This is a genomic window from Enterobacter cloacae complex sp. ECL414 (assembly GCF_021869685.1).
In the GTDB taxonomy this organism is placed as follows: Bacteria; Pseudomonadota; Gammaproteobacteria; order Enterobacterales; family Enterobacteriaceae; genus Enterobacter; species Enterobacter kobei.
This window is the reverse complement of sequence record NZ_CP091481.1, coordinates 2224644-2240043: the sequence shown is the minus strand read 5'-3', so window position 1 is coordinate 2240043 and position 15400 is coordinate 2224644. Positions and strand designations below refer to the sequence as shown.

Genomic DNA, 15400 nt, shown 5'->3' with positions numbered 1-15400 from the left:
CAATGCTGTCATACAAATGTTGCCTTAACGCACCCTCTGCGGCCGTGCTATGTTAGTACAACACAAAAAGCGTTGAGGAACAGTGAGATGATTATTTTAGTTACCGGGGCAACGGCGGGTTTTGGTGAATGCATCACGCGTCGCTTCGTCGCCAACGGGCACAAGGTGATTGCAACGGGCCGTCGTCAGGAGCGCCTGCAGGAGCTGAAAGACGAATTAGGTGACAGCATCCTGACCGCACAGCTGGACGTGCGCAACCGCGCTGCCATTGAAGAGATGATTGCTAACCTGCCTGCCGAGTGGCGCGCGATTGATCTGCTGGTCAACAACGCCGGACTGGCGCTGGGCATGGAGCCCGCGCACAAAGCCAGCGTTGAAGACTGGGAAAACATGATCGACACCAACAACAAAGGGCTGGTCTATATGACTCGCGCGGTGTTGCCGGGCATGGTTGAGCGTAATCGCGGTCACATTATCAATATTGGTTCTACCGCCGGGAGCTGGCCTTACGCGGGCGGCAACGTCTATGGTGCGACCAAAGCGTTTGTCCGTCAGTTCAGCCTGAACCTGCGCACCGATCTGCACGGCACCGCCATTCGCGTTACCGATATCGAGCCGGGTCTGGTGGGCGGCACCGAATTCTCCAACGTGCGCTTCAAGGGTGACGATGCGAAAGCGGATAAAACCTACGAAAATGCTAACGCGCTGACGCCGGAAGATGTCACTGAAGCGGTCTGGTGGGTGGCGACGCTGCCTAAGCACGTCAACATCAATACCGTAGAAATGATGCCAGTCACCCAGAGTTTTGCCGGACTTAACGTCCATCGTGGCTAAATAAGCCCCACCCGGCCTGCGGGCCGGGTCTGTTTCGGGTTCGAAAAGAATGGTAGTATGTTCAGGCTAACTCTCTGAGAAATGACAACTCATGGCCGCTGAATCGCAACTCAATCCCACCCAGCCCGTAAACCAGCAAATCTATCGCATTTTGCGACGTGATATTGTCCATTGCCTGATTCCGCCGGGAACGCCGCTTTCTGAAAAAGAGGTCTCGGTGCGTTTTGACGTCTCCCGTCAGCCGGTGCGTGAAGCGTTCATTAAGCTTGCTGAAAACGGCCTGATTCAGATCCGCCCGCAGCGCGGCAGCTACGTAAACAAAATTTCACTTTCTCAGGTGCGTAACGGCTGTTTCGTTCGCCAGGCCATTGAATGCGCGGTCGCCCGCCGGGCGGCAACGCTTATCAATGACAACCAGTGTTACCTGCTGGAGCAGAACCTGCATCAGCAGCGTATAGCGATCGACCGTAAGCAGCTCAACGATTTCTTCCAGCTCGATGATGAATTCCACCAGAAACTGGCACAAATAGCGGATTGTCAGTTGGCCTGGGATACCATTGAGAACATCAAGGCCACCATCGACCGCGTGCGTTATATGAGCCTCGATCACGTCTCCCCGCCGGAAATGCTGCTCAGACAGCATCACGATATTTTTAGCGCGCTGGAAAAACGCGACCCGGACGGCGTGGAGAAAGCGATGACGCTGCATTTGCAGGAAATCAGCGAATCCGTGCAGCTTATTCGTCAGGAAAACAGCGAGTGGTTTAGCGAGGAATAATATTCGCCGCACCCTGTTGGGCACGGCGTTGGGTTTAGCGAACGACTAACACCGGAATCGTGGCGTAGCGCAGAATGGATTCCGCATTCGATCCCAGCAGATGGGTGGTGATGCTCGGGTTTTTCGACCCGATGACAATCGCATCGTATTTCCCCTCCTTGCTCAGCTTGATAATTTCATCGCGAACGTTGCCAAAACGAACCATGCTGTGAATATTCTCTGGGGCAATATCAAACAGTCTTTTTAATTCGTTCATTTTCTTCGCGGATTCCGCGGTCATATACTCTTCAAACTTTTTGATATCGGCATTGAACCCGCGCAGGAGAGACCGACTGCTTGCAGGCAGAATGTTGACCAGGGTAATTGATGCCCCCTCTGCCTTTGCAAGGCTTGCCGCGTGGCGAACCGCTTTGTCGCTCAAATCCATTTCAAACACATCTACAGGCATCAAAATGTTCTTATACATAAGCCTGACTCCTTATTCCGATGAAAGGGTTATTTCCTGTACCCAGAATGGCAGCAGGAATATAAACCAACCCTAAACGCTTCCATGTTGAAACTATCAATAAATGAAAATAACGGTCTGCTTTGTAAATTGCTGTCGCGAACCGTCAGCACCTCATGTCATTAAGAAAAAAGTGTGACTTTGATCAAAAACAAAAACATCACTTGCAGACAGGCGTATTTATATGCCCCGTGAACGGTGAAACCTGAAATACCGCCGTAACGGATAAGTTAGAGAGGAGAAAATACCATGATGACATACGACCGTAACCGCAATGCAATTACCACTGGCAGCCGCGTGATGATTAGCGGCACAGGCAAAACTGGCGTGATTAAAGCGATCCACAGCGACGGGCTGGATGCCGCGCAGGTGCGCCGCAGCAAAACGGTGGAAGTGGAAGGATGCGAAGGTAAGTTCGAGCCGATTGAGCTGATTCGTCTGGGTATGCACTAAGTTGTGCGCTGACATGCCGCCGCGCACGGCGGCATGTACTGAATTACCGTTGAGACGCGTACTGCGCCACGGTAGCTTTCGCGCCCTTTTGCACCAAAGACCGGTACGCGGTCATCACCGCATCAACAAAGACCGTCTCACGCGGTAATTCTTTGCCAAAGATAGACTCAATGCCGAGCAGCGCACGCACGCGGCTTTCCCCTTCAGCACTTCCCTTCACTGCCGCCTGAATCACCGCCAGCTGCGGATCGCTCACCTCAATGGCATTACCCTGCTCATCCACTCCGCCGACATACCGCATCCAGCCCGCCACGCCCAGCGCCAGCAGGGGGAAAGGTTTCTGATGCACCAGATGCCAGCGCACGGAATCTAACATGCGTTGCGGGAGCTTCTGGCTGCCGTCCATCGCGATTTGCCAGGTGCGATGACGCAGAGCCGGGTTGCTGTAGCGGGCAATCAGCAGATCGGCGTAATGTCCTAAATCGACGCCTTTCACCTTCAGGGTCGGCGCCTGCTCGTGGAGCATCAGCGCGTGAGCCGCAACGCGGTAATTCTCATCTTCCATGCAGTCGTTGATATGCTGATAACCGGCCAGATACCCCAGGTAAGCCAGGAAGGAGTGGCTGCCGTTAAGCATGCGCAGCTTCATCTCTTCAAACGGAATGACGTCTGATACCAGCTCGGCCCCGGCTTTTTCCCACGCAGGACGCCCCGCCACAAAGTTATCTTCTATCACCCACTGGCGGAAGGGTTCACAGGCCACGCCCGCCGGATCACGCACGCCAGTGAGCTGTTCGATTTTATCCAGCGTATCAGGCGTGACCGCAGGTACGATGCGATCCACCATGGTTGACGGGAACGTGACGTTAGCCTCGATCCAGTCCGCCAGCTCGCCGTCTACCGCCCGGGCATAGGAGCAGGTTACGTTGCGCATCACATGACCGTTTTCCGGCATGTTGTCGCAGGACATTACGCTAAAGGCCGGTAACCCCGCCGCTTTGCGACGTGCCAGCGCTTCCACCACCACACCCGGCGCGGACGTCGGCTGATGCGGGTTTTGCAGGTCGGCGGCGATGAATGGATGATCGAGCATCAGTTGCCCGGTTGCGGGAGAGTGACAGTAGCCCTTCTCGGTAATGGTCAGTGAAACAATCGCCACCTGCGGTTCGCACATCGCTGCCAGTACGGTCTCCAGCCCGTCAACCTGCGCATGCAGGGCCTTTTTGACCACGCCCACCACGCGGGATGTCCACGCATCGGCGGACATCTCCGCTACGGTATAGAGGTTATCCTGCGCCTTCAGGTCGGCAATTTGCTGCTCGCCGCCAATCAGGTTGACCTCACAGTAGCCCCAGTCGCTGCCATAATCAGACGCGAGGATGTCGGCATACACCGCCTGATGCGCGCGGTGAAAGGCGCCAAATCCTAAATGAACAATGCGTGCTTTAAGGCTGTCGCGATTGTACTGAGGCAGCGTCGCTTTGGCCTGTAATAACGTGTTTTCCATGATTAAGACTCGTTAATTAGAAAGCTGTGGATCGCTGCCGCTTGTTATAAAGCGGCAGCGTCTGCTGACTACACCAACTAGAATGGCAGTTGGGGTAAAAAATCTCTGCCATCCACCATACTGATACTGCCATTTGAGATTTTGATTTATATTAACTTTTGTTCAGGTGGTGTGACACAAAGGCAAAGTTGTGTGACAAGTCACGTAGGTTGTATACCATTACCGCCGTGACGATACCGTGCCGTAGGCCACAGGCTCTTTTGGCGTGGCCTCCGCAGCATCTTCCGCTGCGCTCAAATCACGATCCCGCACTTCGGGCATCAGGCAGGCCGAGACCAGACCAATCACTGAGTAAGCCACCAGCATGGCCACAATCGGCCACCAGGAACCGGTCATGTTACAGAAGATCCCCGCCAGCACCGGACCAAACCCCACCGCCACCAGACCGCCCGCCTCTTTGGAGATAGCCATCCGGGTAAAGCGATTTCGCGAGCCAAACATCTCCGCCATGGTGATATTTTCCAGCGCAAACAGCCCCAGTACCGCGAAATTATGGATAACGATGATGGAGAGCATAATGGTTCCCGGCGCATAGCTTTTATCGACGATGATCGACAGCATCGGGTAGGCCAGAATAATGGCGGAAATATTAAGGATAATGTACGGCAGACGGCGTCCCACTTTATCGGACAGCCAGCCCAGCAGCGGGATAGAGATAAACCCAAGAATGGAGCTTATCATCAGCGCGTCGGTGGGAATGGCTTTATCGAACAGGAGAGTCTGGACCAGATAACCGGCCAGAAACGTCTGAATCAGACCCGAGTTGCCCGCCTGACCGAAACGCAGACCGGTCGCCAGCCAGAAAGATTTACTTTTCACCATGGCACCTAACGATGTGTCCGGCTGCGCGGTTTGCGCATCGTTCACTTTCTCAAAGACCGGGCTTTCCTTGAGGTTCATACGCAGCCAGATGGCAAAGATCATCACCACGACGCTGGCGAGGAACGGCACGCGCCAGCCCCAGGCGAGCAGCTGTTCGCGGTCGAGGGCAAAGAACATAACGGCCCAGATAGCGGTCGCGCTCAGCGTCCCGCAGTTAGTCCCCATCGCCACCAGCGAGGAGATGATGCCGCGTTTACCTTTCGGTGCATACTCCGCCAGCATGGTCCCGGCCCCGGAGATCTCTGCCCCTGCCCCGAGTCCCTGAATGATGCGCAGCGTCACCAGCAGTACGGGCGCGAAAATCCCGATCTGTGCATAGGTGGGCAGCACGCCAATCAGCGTGGTGCAGATCCCCATCATGGTGATGGTGATAAACAGTACCTTTTTACGGCCAATGCTGTCGCCCATGCGACCAAAAATAAAGGCGCCGACGATACGCGCGATATAGCCTGCGCCGTAGGTTCCCATCGCCAGGATCAGTGCCATCGCAGCGGACTGTTCCGGGAAGAAGATTTCATGAAATACCAGGGCGGCACCCAGCGAGTAGAGCTGGAAATCCATGATTTAAAGGTGCAAAAAATGAAAGCATGAGTATGTAGAAAGTAAGCAGGTAAAAAGCAAAGTGTTAGCGCAAGACGAATCATCACCTTCTGTGTGTTTGAGTTGTTTTGCGCTAAATTTTTGCCCCATATATGCCCCATTACATCACCGGACAATCATCAAACTCACCTGAGCGAGCATCGTTGATGCTGTAGGTGATCACCCCGAACACCGGCCGCGATGTATCCGACACTTCATCCTTCGATGGCAACGGTTCCCTTCTTCCATTTTCAGGGTTTTCCAGATAAGGCTGCGGATGCGTCCTGTAGCGCATGATCCTGAACTCCCCATCAATGGTGCACACCAGAAGAGAGCCATCTTTCGGTGTCAGCGACGAGTCGACGATAAGCATCGCGCCCTTTATGATGCCGGCTCGCAGGTATGTCGAGCCAGCTATCATCATGTACGTTGCCGACGGATGCGCGATAAGGCGCTTGTCGAGCGATATGCGTTCTTCAACGTAATCTTGTGCCGGACTCGGGTATCCCATAACTCACCTCCGATAGATACTGTATATTAATACAGTATTACTGATCGGCGGTGTCGATCAAGTTCTTTGCAAGTGATACGATATGTCCGATTTGAAAAACCTTTAGGCAGGGGATCATATGATTGATTTTGCTGTAAGATTTGCCGCGATGATTTCATTCATTTCTTTCATAACTGGCGCTAGCCATCGTTACCCTTTGTTAGTGGGTATGGAATTCGCGATGCTAGCAATATGGCTCATCCAGGATTTTAGATACATTAAGCGTATATTTTATAAATGAATATTTTTGGATTGTTTGCAAGGTATACATCGATAGGTGTTATCAATACGCTCATTCATTGGGTGGTGTTCGCCATATGCATCTACGCATTTCATACAGGTCAGGCGCTCGGCAACTTTGCCGGGTTCGTTGTCGCTGTATCGTTCAGCTTCTTCGCCAATGCCAGATTCACATTTAAGTCATCAACTACGACCATGCGCTACATGCTGTATATCGGGTTTATGGGCACGCTGAGCGCTGCGGTGGGCTGGGCGGCAGATAAATCAGGCATGGCACCTGTTATCACGTTAATCGTATTCTCCGCAATCAGCCTTGTTTGCGGTTTCATCTATTCAAAATTCATTGTGTTTAGGGATGCGAAATGAAAATTTCTCTGGTCGTTCCCGTCTTCAACGAAGAAGACGCGATACCCATTTTTTATAAAACTGTTCGGGAATTTGAAGGGCTCAGGCAGCATGAAGTAGAAATCGTCTTCATCAATGACGGCAGCAAAGATGCGACAGAATCCATCATTAACGCACTTGCTATCGCTGATCCGCTCGTGGTTCCTCTTTCTTTCACGCGCAATTTTGGCAAAGAGCCGGCGCTTTTTGCCGGACTCGATCATGCTACCGGTGACGCAATTATCCCTATAGATGTCGACCTGCAGGACCCTATCGAAGTCATTCCTCATCTGATTGAGAAGTGGCAGGCAGGCGCTGACATGGTCCTGGCCAAGCGATCTGATCGCTCTACCGATGGACGCCTGAAGCGCAAAACTGCCGAGTGGTTCTACAAGCTGCACAACAAAATAAGCAATCCTCAGATTGAAGAGAATGTCGGTGATTTCCGCCTGATGTCCCGTGAAATGGTGGAAAACATTAAGCTTCTTCCAGAGCGCAACCTCTTCATGAAAGGCGTTCTGAGCTGGGTAGGTGGAAGAACTGATGTGGTTGAATATGCCCGCGCCGAACGCGTTGCTGGCAGCACAAAATTCAATGGCTGGAAACTGTGGAATCTGGCGCTTGAGGGGATCACAAGCTTTTCAACTTTCCCGCTGCGCATGTGGACTTACATCGGCCTGTTCGTTGCTGGTCTGGCATTTCTGTATGGCGCATGGATGATTGTCGATACCATGGCATTTGGCAACCCGGTTCGAGGTTACCCTTCCCTGCTGGTGTCTATTTTATTCCTGGGTGGCGTGCAGCTAATCGGAATAGGTGTGCTTGGTGAGTATATTGGCAGGATCTACGTGGAAGTTAAAAATCGTCCGCGCTATGTACTTAAGGGGAAAAGATAATAATATGTTTTCTACAGAATCTCTACGAAAAGACAGGTGGCTGCTGATAACCTGCCTGACTTTCTCGGTAATGTACCTTATACCTTTTGCGCTGGGTGGCGCTTATTCTGTTGATGACTGGCTACGCAGTGACACAGGCAATAGCGGATGGGAGGGAAACGGAAGACCGGCAGCGTCGATTATCATGGCCGTAATGTCCTTGTTACCAAACGGACTATCTTTTTTTGGTGATAACGTTCTGCAGGATACCTATCCATTCTCTATGTTCCTTGGCGGAATGGTTATGGTCATGGCTGGTTATATGTTAAAGAATGTTCTGGAGATTAAATCTCAGTGGCTTGCTGGGGTGATCATTCTTTTACCCCTTACAAATCCATACTGGATAGGCAATATCGAATTCCGTCATGACTCATTGATAATGTCGATTGCCTTCTTCCTTGCTGTAATTTCAGCAGTGATATGCAGGAGAGATATATTTAAGGGATATGCTGTATCGTTCACTTCATCAGTGATATGCCTGACCATCATGCTGATGATCTACCAGGCAGCCCTTAACGTTTACATGTCTGTTACTGTTCTGCTAGCTGGGATGCTCTGCATCAACAAAGAGAAGTTTTCTGTAATATTAAGTCATGTGATTTTTGCTATTCTAGCGATGGTGGTTGCTTATGCCATTTACAGCGTAGTCATTAACAACTTTGTAAATCTTAGCGAGTACACAAAGTCACATTCTGGAATACTTCCACTATCATCAGATTCTTTTGCAAATTTACTGTCAAACTCAAAGGGATTTATATCTTTGCTTTCTGATTTAAATAATGGCCTGTATGGCCTATGCGTCCTTATCCTTTGCCTGTCATCAATCGTATTTTCTGTTTTAAGATGGAAAATTCTCGGCGCTGCTCGCTCTTTAATGCTCATTGCGTGCGTTCCAGTGACACTTTTCCTTTCTGCGGGAGTGCTTGTCCTTCTCGAGTTCCCGGTTATTGCTGGGCGAGTCATGATGGGATTTAGCATCTTCATGTGTTTTGTTGCGGCCACCTGCTTTAAAGAAAAGATTGGTGCAGCGGTAGGGGTGATTATTGTTTTACTAAACTTTTCATTCGGATCGGTAGCAGCAAACGCAATCAATGATCAGCAGAGATACGACCGTTTCGTAGCTCAGCAGATAGTTTCAAACCTTTATCAATCAGGTTTTGTTAACGGCAATACAGTACATGTTAATGGTCCTAGTTCAACTCCTGAGCAGGCTATTAGGGCCATGCAGTATGCTCCTCTGTTAAGAAGTTATGTGTTCTCTGCATTCGCTAACTCTAATTTCAAATACAGCCTTTTACGGCAGTATGGGGTTCGAAGCTCAAGGCCAACACAGGGAGAGACAAATATTTTCAACGCTAAGATAAAGGGTAAATCTCCTATATTAAAAAATAACCTTATGGAAATTTATCAGCAAGATAATGAGTATTCTGTGTTCATCTTCAGAAATTAAAAACAACCCCCTCTATTGAGGGGGTTGTTACTTAGAACGGCAAATTATCCCCTGTGGCTGTATTAGTACCACTGTTCAGCACAATCTGAGCTGATCCGCGCAGGCGGTTACCAAATACTGCATTCTTGTCGCCATTCACATAGACCATCGGTCCAGCAGTGGTTGGGCCGAAGCCTGTGTTGTTTCGCACAGACACTCCGACACACGCAGAATCGAGATAAATAGCAGGTGCTGTGAGGCTAGCATAGTCATAACCATTAACCATGTTGTCATGAACCTGGCAACCGATGCACGCTTCTACCAGTATTGCAAAACGACGCTGACTTCTTACAGAATTATTATTAACCTGTCCCGCTGTGAGACCGTTTATGTAGATACCTGCAATTTCAGTGCTACCACCACGGTTACCGAAGTTGTCTACCACGTTACCCGTGATTAGGATGTTACTTAGTTCTCCGGTAGGGTCGTTGTGATGAACGTAAATACCATACAAAACAGAGTTGCCGAATGAATTGTTACAAATAACAGAGGCTCTCATTGACTGTCCAGTGAATGATCCAGATGCATCGGCAAGAACCCGGATACCCCGCTCACAGTTATAGCCATTGTTTCCAGTAATCTGATGCCCAATAAAAGCCATATCGCCAACGAATATACCGTCTTTACAGTCACGCATGATATTTCCTTGGATCTGGGAATACTCACAACGCTGGTTGTCAATTGCATTACCGTTAAACTGCTCAACAGTATTGTTGACAATCTGTAAATGCTTCTGGCTCTGGGCACTGATACCCTGACTTTCTGGATATGGGTTACCGTTTAAACCGCTACCAGTTATACGACAATTCGCCACCCTGTTGTAGTAACCAAATGGCTCAGATGCCGCTGGCGGTGTGAATGGTTGCAACCATGATATCCCCCAGTTACACCGGGTAAGATCGCAGTTAGTAACAGAGGAAGTGAATACCTGGTCAAAGAGGATTGAGGACGCGCCACCAGACCCTCCACCTGTACCAAGTTGTCCGCAGTGGTCAATCCAGCACCTGTCGACATTAATACGCTGGCAGCGGGTCTTGTTGACGTAGTCATACGATGCAGCTATGGCATAGTATTTACACTCTTTGATAACACATTGAGATATCAAAATATCGGCTGAGTTTTCTTTGACGATTATACCTCGACTTGTGGGACCACTTGTTCCATCAATAGTAAGGTTTCTAACCGTCTTATTTGTACCGCCAACAGAGAGGATGTTGTTGTTACCAACTGATCCATCCTTGATTATCCCGCCATAAAGTTCCTGCCTTCCTGTTATGACATCCATACGTATAGGTGTGCCAGACGTCAGATAAGTAAGGCCAACCAGATTCACGCTGACGCCGGTTGCCAAGGCACTGTTAACAGCAGCAGCATCGTTAGCAACGCCATCACCAATCGCACCAAACATCAGAGGGTTCAGAATGTCCGCATTGATTCGCAGCCATGCTGAACCACCAGCAGTTTTAATCACGGTCCCGTTGTTATCTGTATAAGCGGCACCATTCAATACAGCCCTGAACTGACCACCACCTTTTCTAGTTCCGGCTGTGTGTTCCTTTAGAGTTATCCTTTGTTTATCGACAGTAGGCTCAATCGTTCTTAGGATGGCAATGGTCGGACACTCACCAATTAATTTTTCCCCATCGTTCGCTGCAAGCATGCTCCTTAGAGCAGAATCACCGACACTTATCCAAGCCCCTACCCCGGTTCCACCTGTTGATGATGGCGTAGACCCTGCTGGTACAACTTTCGGAAGAGAACCATCCCATCGGTAATATTCGCCAGTTGATGTGTCTTTTAGAATCTGATTAGGCAATGAAATTGTCGCGCCAGCCTGAAAGGATTCCACGGGGATCCAACCAAACTGTGCAATTGCCTGCTGGGCTAACCAGCGCAACCCTTCAATGGTGTAATGCGCACTTCCAAAGCGATCTAAATACTGAAGCGCCAGAGAGGTAACAAACTCGTCAATTTTCCCGGCGTTAAACTTCAGGTCGATTGGAGATTCACTTGGAACCGAGTTTTGAGTAGGTGTAGTAGCCATATTTATTCCATAAAAAAACCCGGCGCAGTGGCCGGGTCTGGATGGTCGGGGACGGTTTTATTAGTAAATGGCGTCGCTGTACTCTGCGACCGTCAAAGATACCGTGTTATCGGTGTTCGGTTTGATGCTGCTGACCTTCCATAGTTGGCTGTCCAGTTCCTCCACCGTCGCAATGAGGTAGCGCGAAGGAAGCTGTACAGTGTCTCCGTTCCATATGTTGAGCTGAATGTTAGGGATGGCCGCGGTGAATCCGTACTTCGTGTCAGCGCGGGCGGTGGCCGGATAGCGCAGCGTAGGGTTACCCAGACTATCGGTCACCAGCACATACATCGAACCTGCAAACGTGATCGGCTCGCTGGTATCGAAGTTATTCCCGGAGCGGCCGGTGATGTATCCCTGCTGCTGGTTGCTGTCGTAGATGTCAGGCATCTGAATGACGCTGCCGACCTGAATAATCCCGTCTTCGAAGACTTTGGCGTTCATCTTCACCCGGGAGTAGATCAAGCGTTTCGTTTCGCGCAGCGCGCGTTCCCGCGCCTGATACTCGTTACGGAAGCCGACGATCTCCAGCTTGTTCGGGTTTTCCGCTTCCTGTTCGACGATGGCGCCGTTCAGCACGCGGTAGTTGATGTACGTCTTGTTATTCGTGGTCGGGTGAACGTAAGAGACCTGCACTCCGTCGTAGCCGCCAGGAAGAGTGGCCTCGTACGTCATTTTGTACTCGTCCGTCTTCATATTGGCCCGGTTGAATACGGCTGCCGGGTAGTCAACTTTCTGATCCCGGGTAAACGTCAGTACGCCGTCGTCCCAGTACGCCACCACAGACGCCGCATTGCAGATCGCCTGCACGCGGTCGCCCAGCGAGTCGTTTTCGTCGTCAAACGTGTAATCGAAGTAACCCAGTCGCTCATCCGGCAGGCTTTCGGCGATCGAGTACAGCCCGTAAAGGTCAATGCTGTTGACAGGCTGTTCACCCATGATTAGCCAGGTGTGCGCCACCGCATCAGCGAACGAGCGAGACGGCCGCAGCGTGTAATCCACCGTCTGCGTGTCAAGGTTGTACGTGATGGTGTGGCGCATCACCAGAGCGTTATATTTGCGCTCACGACTGCCCAGCGCGTTCTCTGTCGCCCTCACCTTCACCAGCACCAGCGTGTCAGTAGGATGAACGACATTGATCCTGATGTTGATAGCGTGGATCTCTTCCACCTTCAGGACTGACGCGTCGCTGGAGTTATCCGTGCGCTGGAAGCTGATCGCGTACTTTCCGTACCCGGCTGCAGGAGTCAGTTTATCGGTGCGGTAAAACACTTCGCTGGTATGGTCGTGAGGTGTTCCCTGGTAATAGGTAAACGTCTGCGTAGTGCCGGGGATCTGGTTGTAATCGTCGTCGATTTTCCAGATAACGACCTTCCAGTTCGTCTGTTTCTTCCCGCCCAGGCTCGACTGCGTGTGCAGCCAGAGCTGTGATGACTCAACTGGTGAGAAGAAGGGACCCACGACCAGGGCTTCGTTGTCGTTCAGAATGAACTTCGTGGTGTTGATGGTGGCCGTCGCCGGTATGTCCTGCGGTCCCTGCAGGTCGCTCATCGTAAACGTGTACCAGCGCACCGGGTTAACCACAGCGCCGTCGTTCGTTTCTACCGCGGAGATCAGCGTCCCTGAGAATGTCGCATCAGTGGTGACGCTTCCGGAAGCAGTGTTGTACGTCACGTTGATGGTGAACGTCACAGCATGCGGCAGCACAAGACCCATGAAGTAATCGAACTCGGCCTGCTTCACGATTTTCATCGCGATCTTCCCGCCGGAATATGTCCCGCTGACGACTGTGTTTGCTGTCGCCGTCTCGATCGGGAAATCACCCGCTTCGTTCTGCCCAGGGACTTCCTGCCCGTCTACATCATCGAAGCCATACCCCTCGACGATCTGAGGGATGACCTCGCCAGGCTGATAAAACTGGTATTCAGCACCGGCAAGCGAGCCAAGGCTCGATTCAGAGTAGCGTACGGACTCATAATCGTACTTGCCTATCCCGATGCACATCCACTCAGTGACATACTTCAGGCCGCCGTCAAAGGTATCCTGGCGAACGTATTCGAACACCGATTCCTGAATCAGATCCGGGAATGAACGCACCTGGCCGTAGATATCCGGCTTGGCTTTGTAGACGCGCGCGGTGTTTGTCTGACCGGTCAGGCTATTGTTTGGGGAGTCGACGGTATTGCCGCCGGTGTTTGCGATGGCTGGCTTCGGCGCCAGGAAGGCAAACACAGTTCCAACTACTTTAAAGATCGGGCTCAGAATGTCTTCAACGATGCCCTTGGGCTGGTCAAATATCTGAATGGTGTCCAGCTCGCTCAGTTCAAACGCCAGCTCGTCATCGTCGCCCAGCTTAACGCCATTGCGGACGATCAGCAGATCGCGGTGAAAAGTAGCGTCATTCGCCGCCAGCCAGTCATAAAAAAGGGTGCCGTTTGGCACCCTGTAGCGTTCTTTTGGCGTTCCCGGGAAACGCTGAAGCTCAATCAACGCCATATTCGAAAAACTCCACTTTGGTGAATGCTCGCTGAATGACCAGCAACGAGTCCATGCGAACGCTTCCGTTCTCGCCGCGCGAGTGCAACGCCTGCCGGTTCAGTACCAGGCCAACGTGTGCCGGCTGCGCGCCGCGGTACCCGACAAATATCCCGCCATCGACCGGTTTGTCGACCTTGCGCCAGAAAACGACGTCACCCTGATAGCAGGTGAAGAAGTCAGCCCCGGCTTCGTAGTCCGGTGTCTGGTGCAGTTCAGTTCCGATAACGTGTCGGTAATACAGCACCACCAGCCCCCAGCAGTCGACTTTCTCGAACGAGCAGGCCCGGTTAGCCCACGGCACACCGATGACCAGCCGAATAAATTCATCTTTAGTCATGAGTATGCCTTATAGGTACTGGAGTCCAGTGTATTCGCGGGGATCGTATAATTTTCCAATATTATTATTGAGCGGGTTGGTCACAGACAGAGTGACCGATGCGGCATCAGCATCGATATCCACCGTCTTAACGTAAAGCTGCCACGACTTAATCGGCACCGACACATCGCCGCTGTCGAAGATCTGCCGCGTGGCCGTGATGGCAGTCAGCCTGGCCGCCCCCTTCCACTGTTTCATTAGCGCTTTGATGTCCGACGACAGCCGCCCTAACTTCACGGTCGCGTCGATCACCGGAGTGCCGCTCTGCTGGCTTTCTTCAATTTCAAAACGCGCTGGCGTGAACGTCTGGCCGCCGAGCGTCTTCGGAAAGAACTGCTTATCGACAAGGCGGACGTAACCAAAAGACGGATGGTAGAACGTGATGGTGTCGTACAGGCCGCGCGTCGGGCGCTGCTGCTTATACTCCCTGAAACTCGGCATTACGGCACCCTCGGCAGTGATTCTGGGTCTCTGTTGTCCGGATAACCCGTTACAACGATATCCAGCCACGAATCCCAAGGCGGAGGCAGCTCAACAATGATGTCGTCGAATTCGTCGTCGGCGTTGTTGAGGTGGTTCGCGATAACGGTTCCTGTCCAGGTCACTACTCCACCATCGATACTGGTTTGCACCGGCATCTGCGTGAAGTGAAGTTCCTGCAACTGCAGACCACTGCCGCCAAGGTTGATATTCATCCGAAACCAGTTAAGGCCGCGGTTGAGATAGTTAGGGCTGCGCAGCCACTGCTGAAAAGCGCGCTCCTGGTCGAGAGTGAAGATCCACGTCAGGGACCATGTCACTTTCAGGTCGTCAGTAAGGCTCTGGAAAATAGCCGGGCCGACCGCTGGCTGATCGGTCTGGAACCCGGTATCGAGCGTCATGTTTTTGCTGGCCTTCTGTGCCAGCGGCAGCCAGTCGGGATAGTCGATAATTGGCATCTAAACTCCAGGCATTAAAAAACCCGCCGAAGCGGGTTTAATCTATGGCAGTTGGTCGTCTCGGAGCTTCAAAAATTTTAATGTTAAATTCTTGAATAGAGCCGTTACTCTTAAACTCAAGTGTCTCACCTGCAGGAATAACACCGGCAATGTAAGTGCCATCTGTTAGCAAAAACTCAAAATTAACAGCCCGGTTAGCTGAGTATTTGACAACCTTCCCGCTTTCAAGTGGCATGCTTTTTGACTCGCCCGGCAAAATACTATCCATG

At 51.5% G+C, this 15400-nt stretch carries 15 protein-coding genes and 1 pseudogene; 6 read left to right on the top strand and 10 right to left on the bottom strand.

Going from position 1 to position 15400, the window contains the following annotated elements; genetic code table 11:
- The first annotated feature begins 87 nt into the window (after positions 1-87).
- On the top strand, positions 88-834 hold the full coding sequence (gene ydfG / locus L3068_RS10915; RefSeq protein ID WP_014883682.1) for a bifunctional NADP-dependent 3-hydroxy acid dehydrogenase/3-hydroxypropionate dehydrogenase YdfG: 747 nt from the start codon (positions 88-90) through the stop codon (positions 832-834).
- 91 nt (positions 835-925) lie between these two features.
- Positions 926-1612 (top strand): GntR family transcriptional regulator, encoded by a 687-nt coding sequence (locus L3068_RS10910; RefSeq protein ID WP_014883681.1) that lies wholly within the window; start codon positions 926-928, stop codon positions 1610-1612.
- A 34-nt stretch (positions 1613-1646) separates the two neighbouring features.
- On the opposite strand, the gene L3068_RS10905 is transcribed toward L3068_RS10910, so the two are convergent.
- On the bottom strand, positions 1647-2078 hold the full coding sequence (locus tag L3068_RS10905; protein ID WP_014883680.1) for a universal stress protein: 432 nt from the start codon (positions 2076-2078) through the stop codon (positions 1647-1649).
- 288 nt (positions 2079-2366) lie between these two features.
- Here L3068_RS10905 and ydfZ point away from each other — a divergent pair, with 288 nt between their 5' ends.
- Complete coding sequence (gene ydfZ, locus L3068_RS10900) at positions 2367-2570, top strand: putative selenium delivery protein YdfZ (RefSeq protein ID WP_014883679.1); 204 nt, start codon at positions 2367-2369, stop codon at positions 2568-2570.
- Between the two features lie 43 nt (positions 2571-2613).
- On the opposite strand, the gene L3068_RS10895 is transcribed toward ydfZ, so the two are convergent.
- The 3 genes and pseudogenes from L3068_RS10895 to L3068_RS10885 form a co-directional block, all read right to left on the bottom strand.
- On the bottom strand, positions 2614-4077 hold the full coding sequence (locus L3068_RS10895) for a mannitol dehydrogenase family protein (RefSeq protein ID WP_032636706.1): 1464 nt from the start codon (positions 4075-4077) through the stop codon (positions 2614-2616).
- Between the two features lie 219 nt (positions 4078-4296).
- A pseudogene (locus L3068_RS10890) lies at positions 4297-5580 on the bottom strand (MFS transporter); the annotation flags it as partial.
- Between the two features lie 139 nt (positions 5581-5719).
- Positions 5720-6109 (bottom strand): HumD family translesion DNA polymerase, encoded by a 390-nt coding sequence (locus L3068_RS10885; RefSeq protein ID WP_214602746.1) that lies wholly within the window; start codon positions 6107-6109, stop codon positions 5720-5722.
- Positions 6110-6391: 282 nt separating this feature from the next.
- Here L3068_RS10885 and L3068_RS10880 point away from each other — a divergent pair, with 282 nt between their 5' ends.
- The 3 genes from L3068_RS10880 to L3068_RS10870 are packed head-to-tail and all read left to right on the top strand — an operon-like array spanning position 6392 to position 9157.
- The gene (locus L3068_RS10880) at positions 6392-6754 is read left to right on the top strand and encodes a GtrA family protein (protein ID WP_214602756.1); all 363 of its coding nucleotides are present in this window, start codon (positions 6392-6394) and stop codon (positions 6752-6754) included.
- Positions 6751-7668, top strand: coding sequence for a glycosyltransferase family 2 protein (locus L3068_RS10875; protein ID WP_214602745.1), 918 nt, complete (start codon positions 6751-6753; stop codon positions 7666-7668). Before L3068_RS10880 ends, L3068_RS10875 begins: the two co-directional genes overlap by 4 nt.
- A gap of 4 nt (positions 7669-7672) precedes the next feature.
- Entirely contained in the window at positions 7673-9157 is a 1485-nt protein-coding gene (locus L3068_RS10870; RefSeq protein ID WP_214602744.1) for a glucosyltransferase domain-containing protein, read from the top strand.
- A gap of 31 nt (positions 9158-9188) precedes the next feature.
- On the opposite strand, the gene L3068_RS10865 is transcribed toward L3068_RS10870, so the two are convergent.
- The 6 genes from L3068_RS10865 to L3068_RS10840 are packed head-to-tail and all read right to left on the bottom strand — an operon-like array spanning position 9189 to position 15399.
- The gene (locus L3068_RS10865) at positions 9189-11240 is read right to left on the bottom strand and encodes a tail fiber/spike domain-containing protein (protein WP_236904872.1); all 2052 of its coding nucleotides are present in this window, start codon (positions 11238-11240) and stop codon (positions 9189-9191) included.
- Between the two features lie 60 nt (positions 11241-11300).
- Positions 11301-13775, bottom strand: coding sequence for a host specificity factor TipJ family phage tail protein (locus tag L3068_RS10860; protein WP_236904871.1), 2475 nt, complete (start codon positions 13773-13775; stop codon positions 11301-11303).
- Positions 13762-14154 carry an NlpC/P60 family protein gene (locus tag L3068_RS10855; protein ID WP_236904870.1) on the bottom strand — a complete coding sequence of 131 codons (393 nt, stop codon included), beginning with the start codon at positions 14152-14154 and terminating at the stop codon, positions 13762-13764. The genes L3068_RS10860 and L3068_RS10855 overlap by 14 nt, the downstream gene beginning before the upstream one ends.
- Before the next feature lie 9 nt (positions 14155-14163).
- Positions 14164-14634: a hypothetical protein gene (locus tag L3068_RS10850; protein ID WP_193143869.1), complete on the bottom strand. Its 471-nt coding sequence runs from the start codon at positions 14632-14634 to the stop codon at positions 14164-14166.
- A complete protein-coding gene (locus L3068_RS10845; protein WP_236904869.1) occupies positions 14634-15131 on the bottom strand; it encodes a hypothetical protein in 498 nt (165 codons plus the stop codon). The genes L3068_RS10850 and L3068_RS10845 overlap by 1 nt, the downstream gene beginning before the upstream one ends.
- A gap of 37 nt (positions 15132-15168) precedes the next feature.
- Positions 15169-15399, bottom strand: a complete 231-nt coding sequence (locus L3068_RS10840) for a hypothetical protein (protein ID WP_058677220.1) — start codon at positions 15397-15399, stop codon at positions 15169-15171.
- Position 15400: the final 1 nt, after the last annotated feature.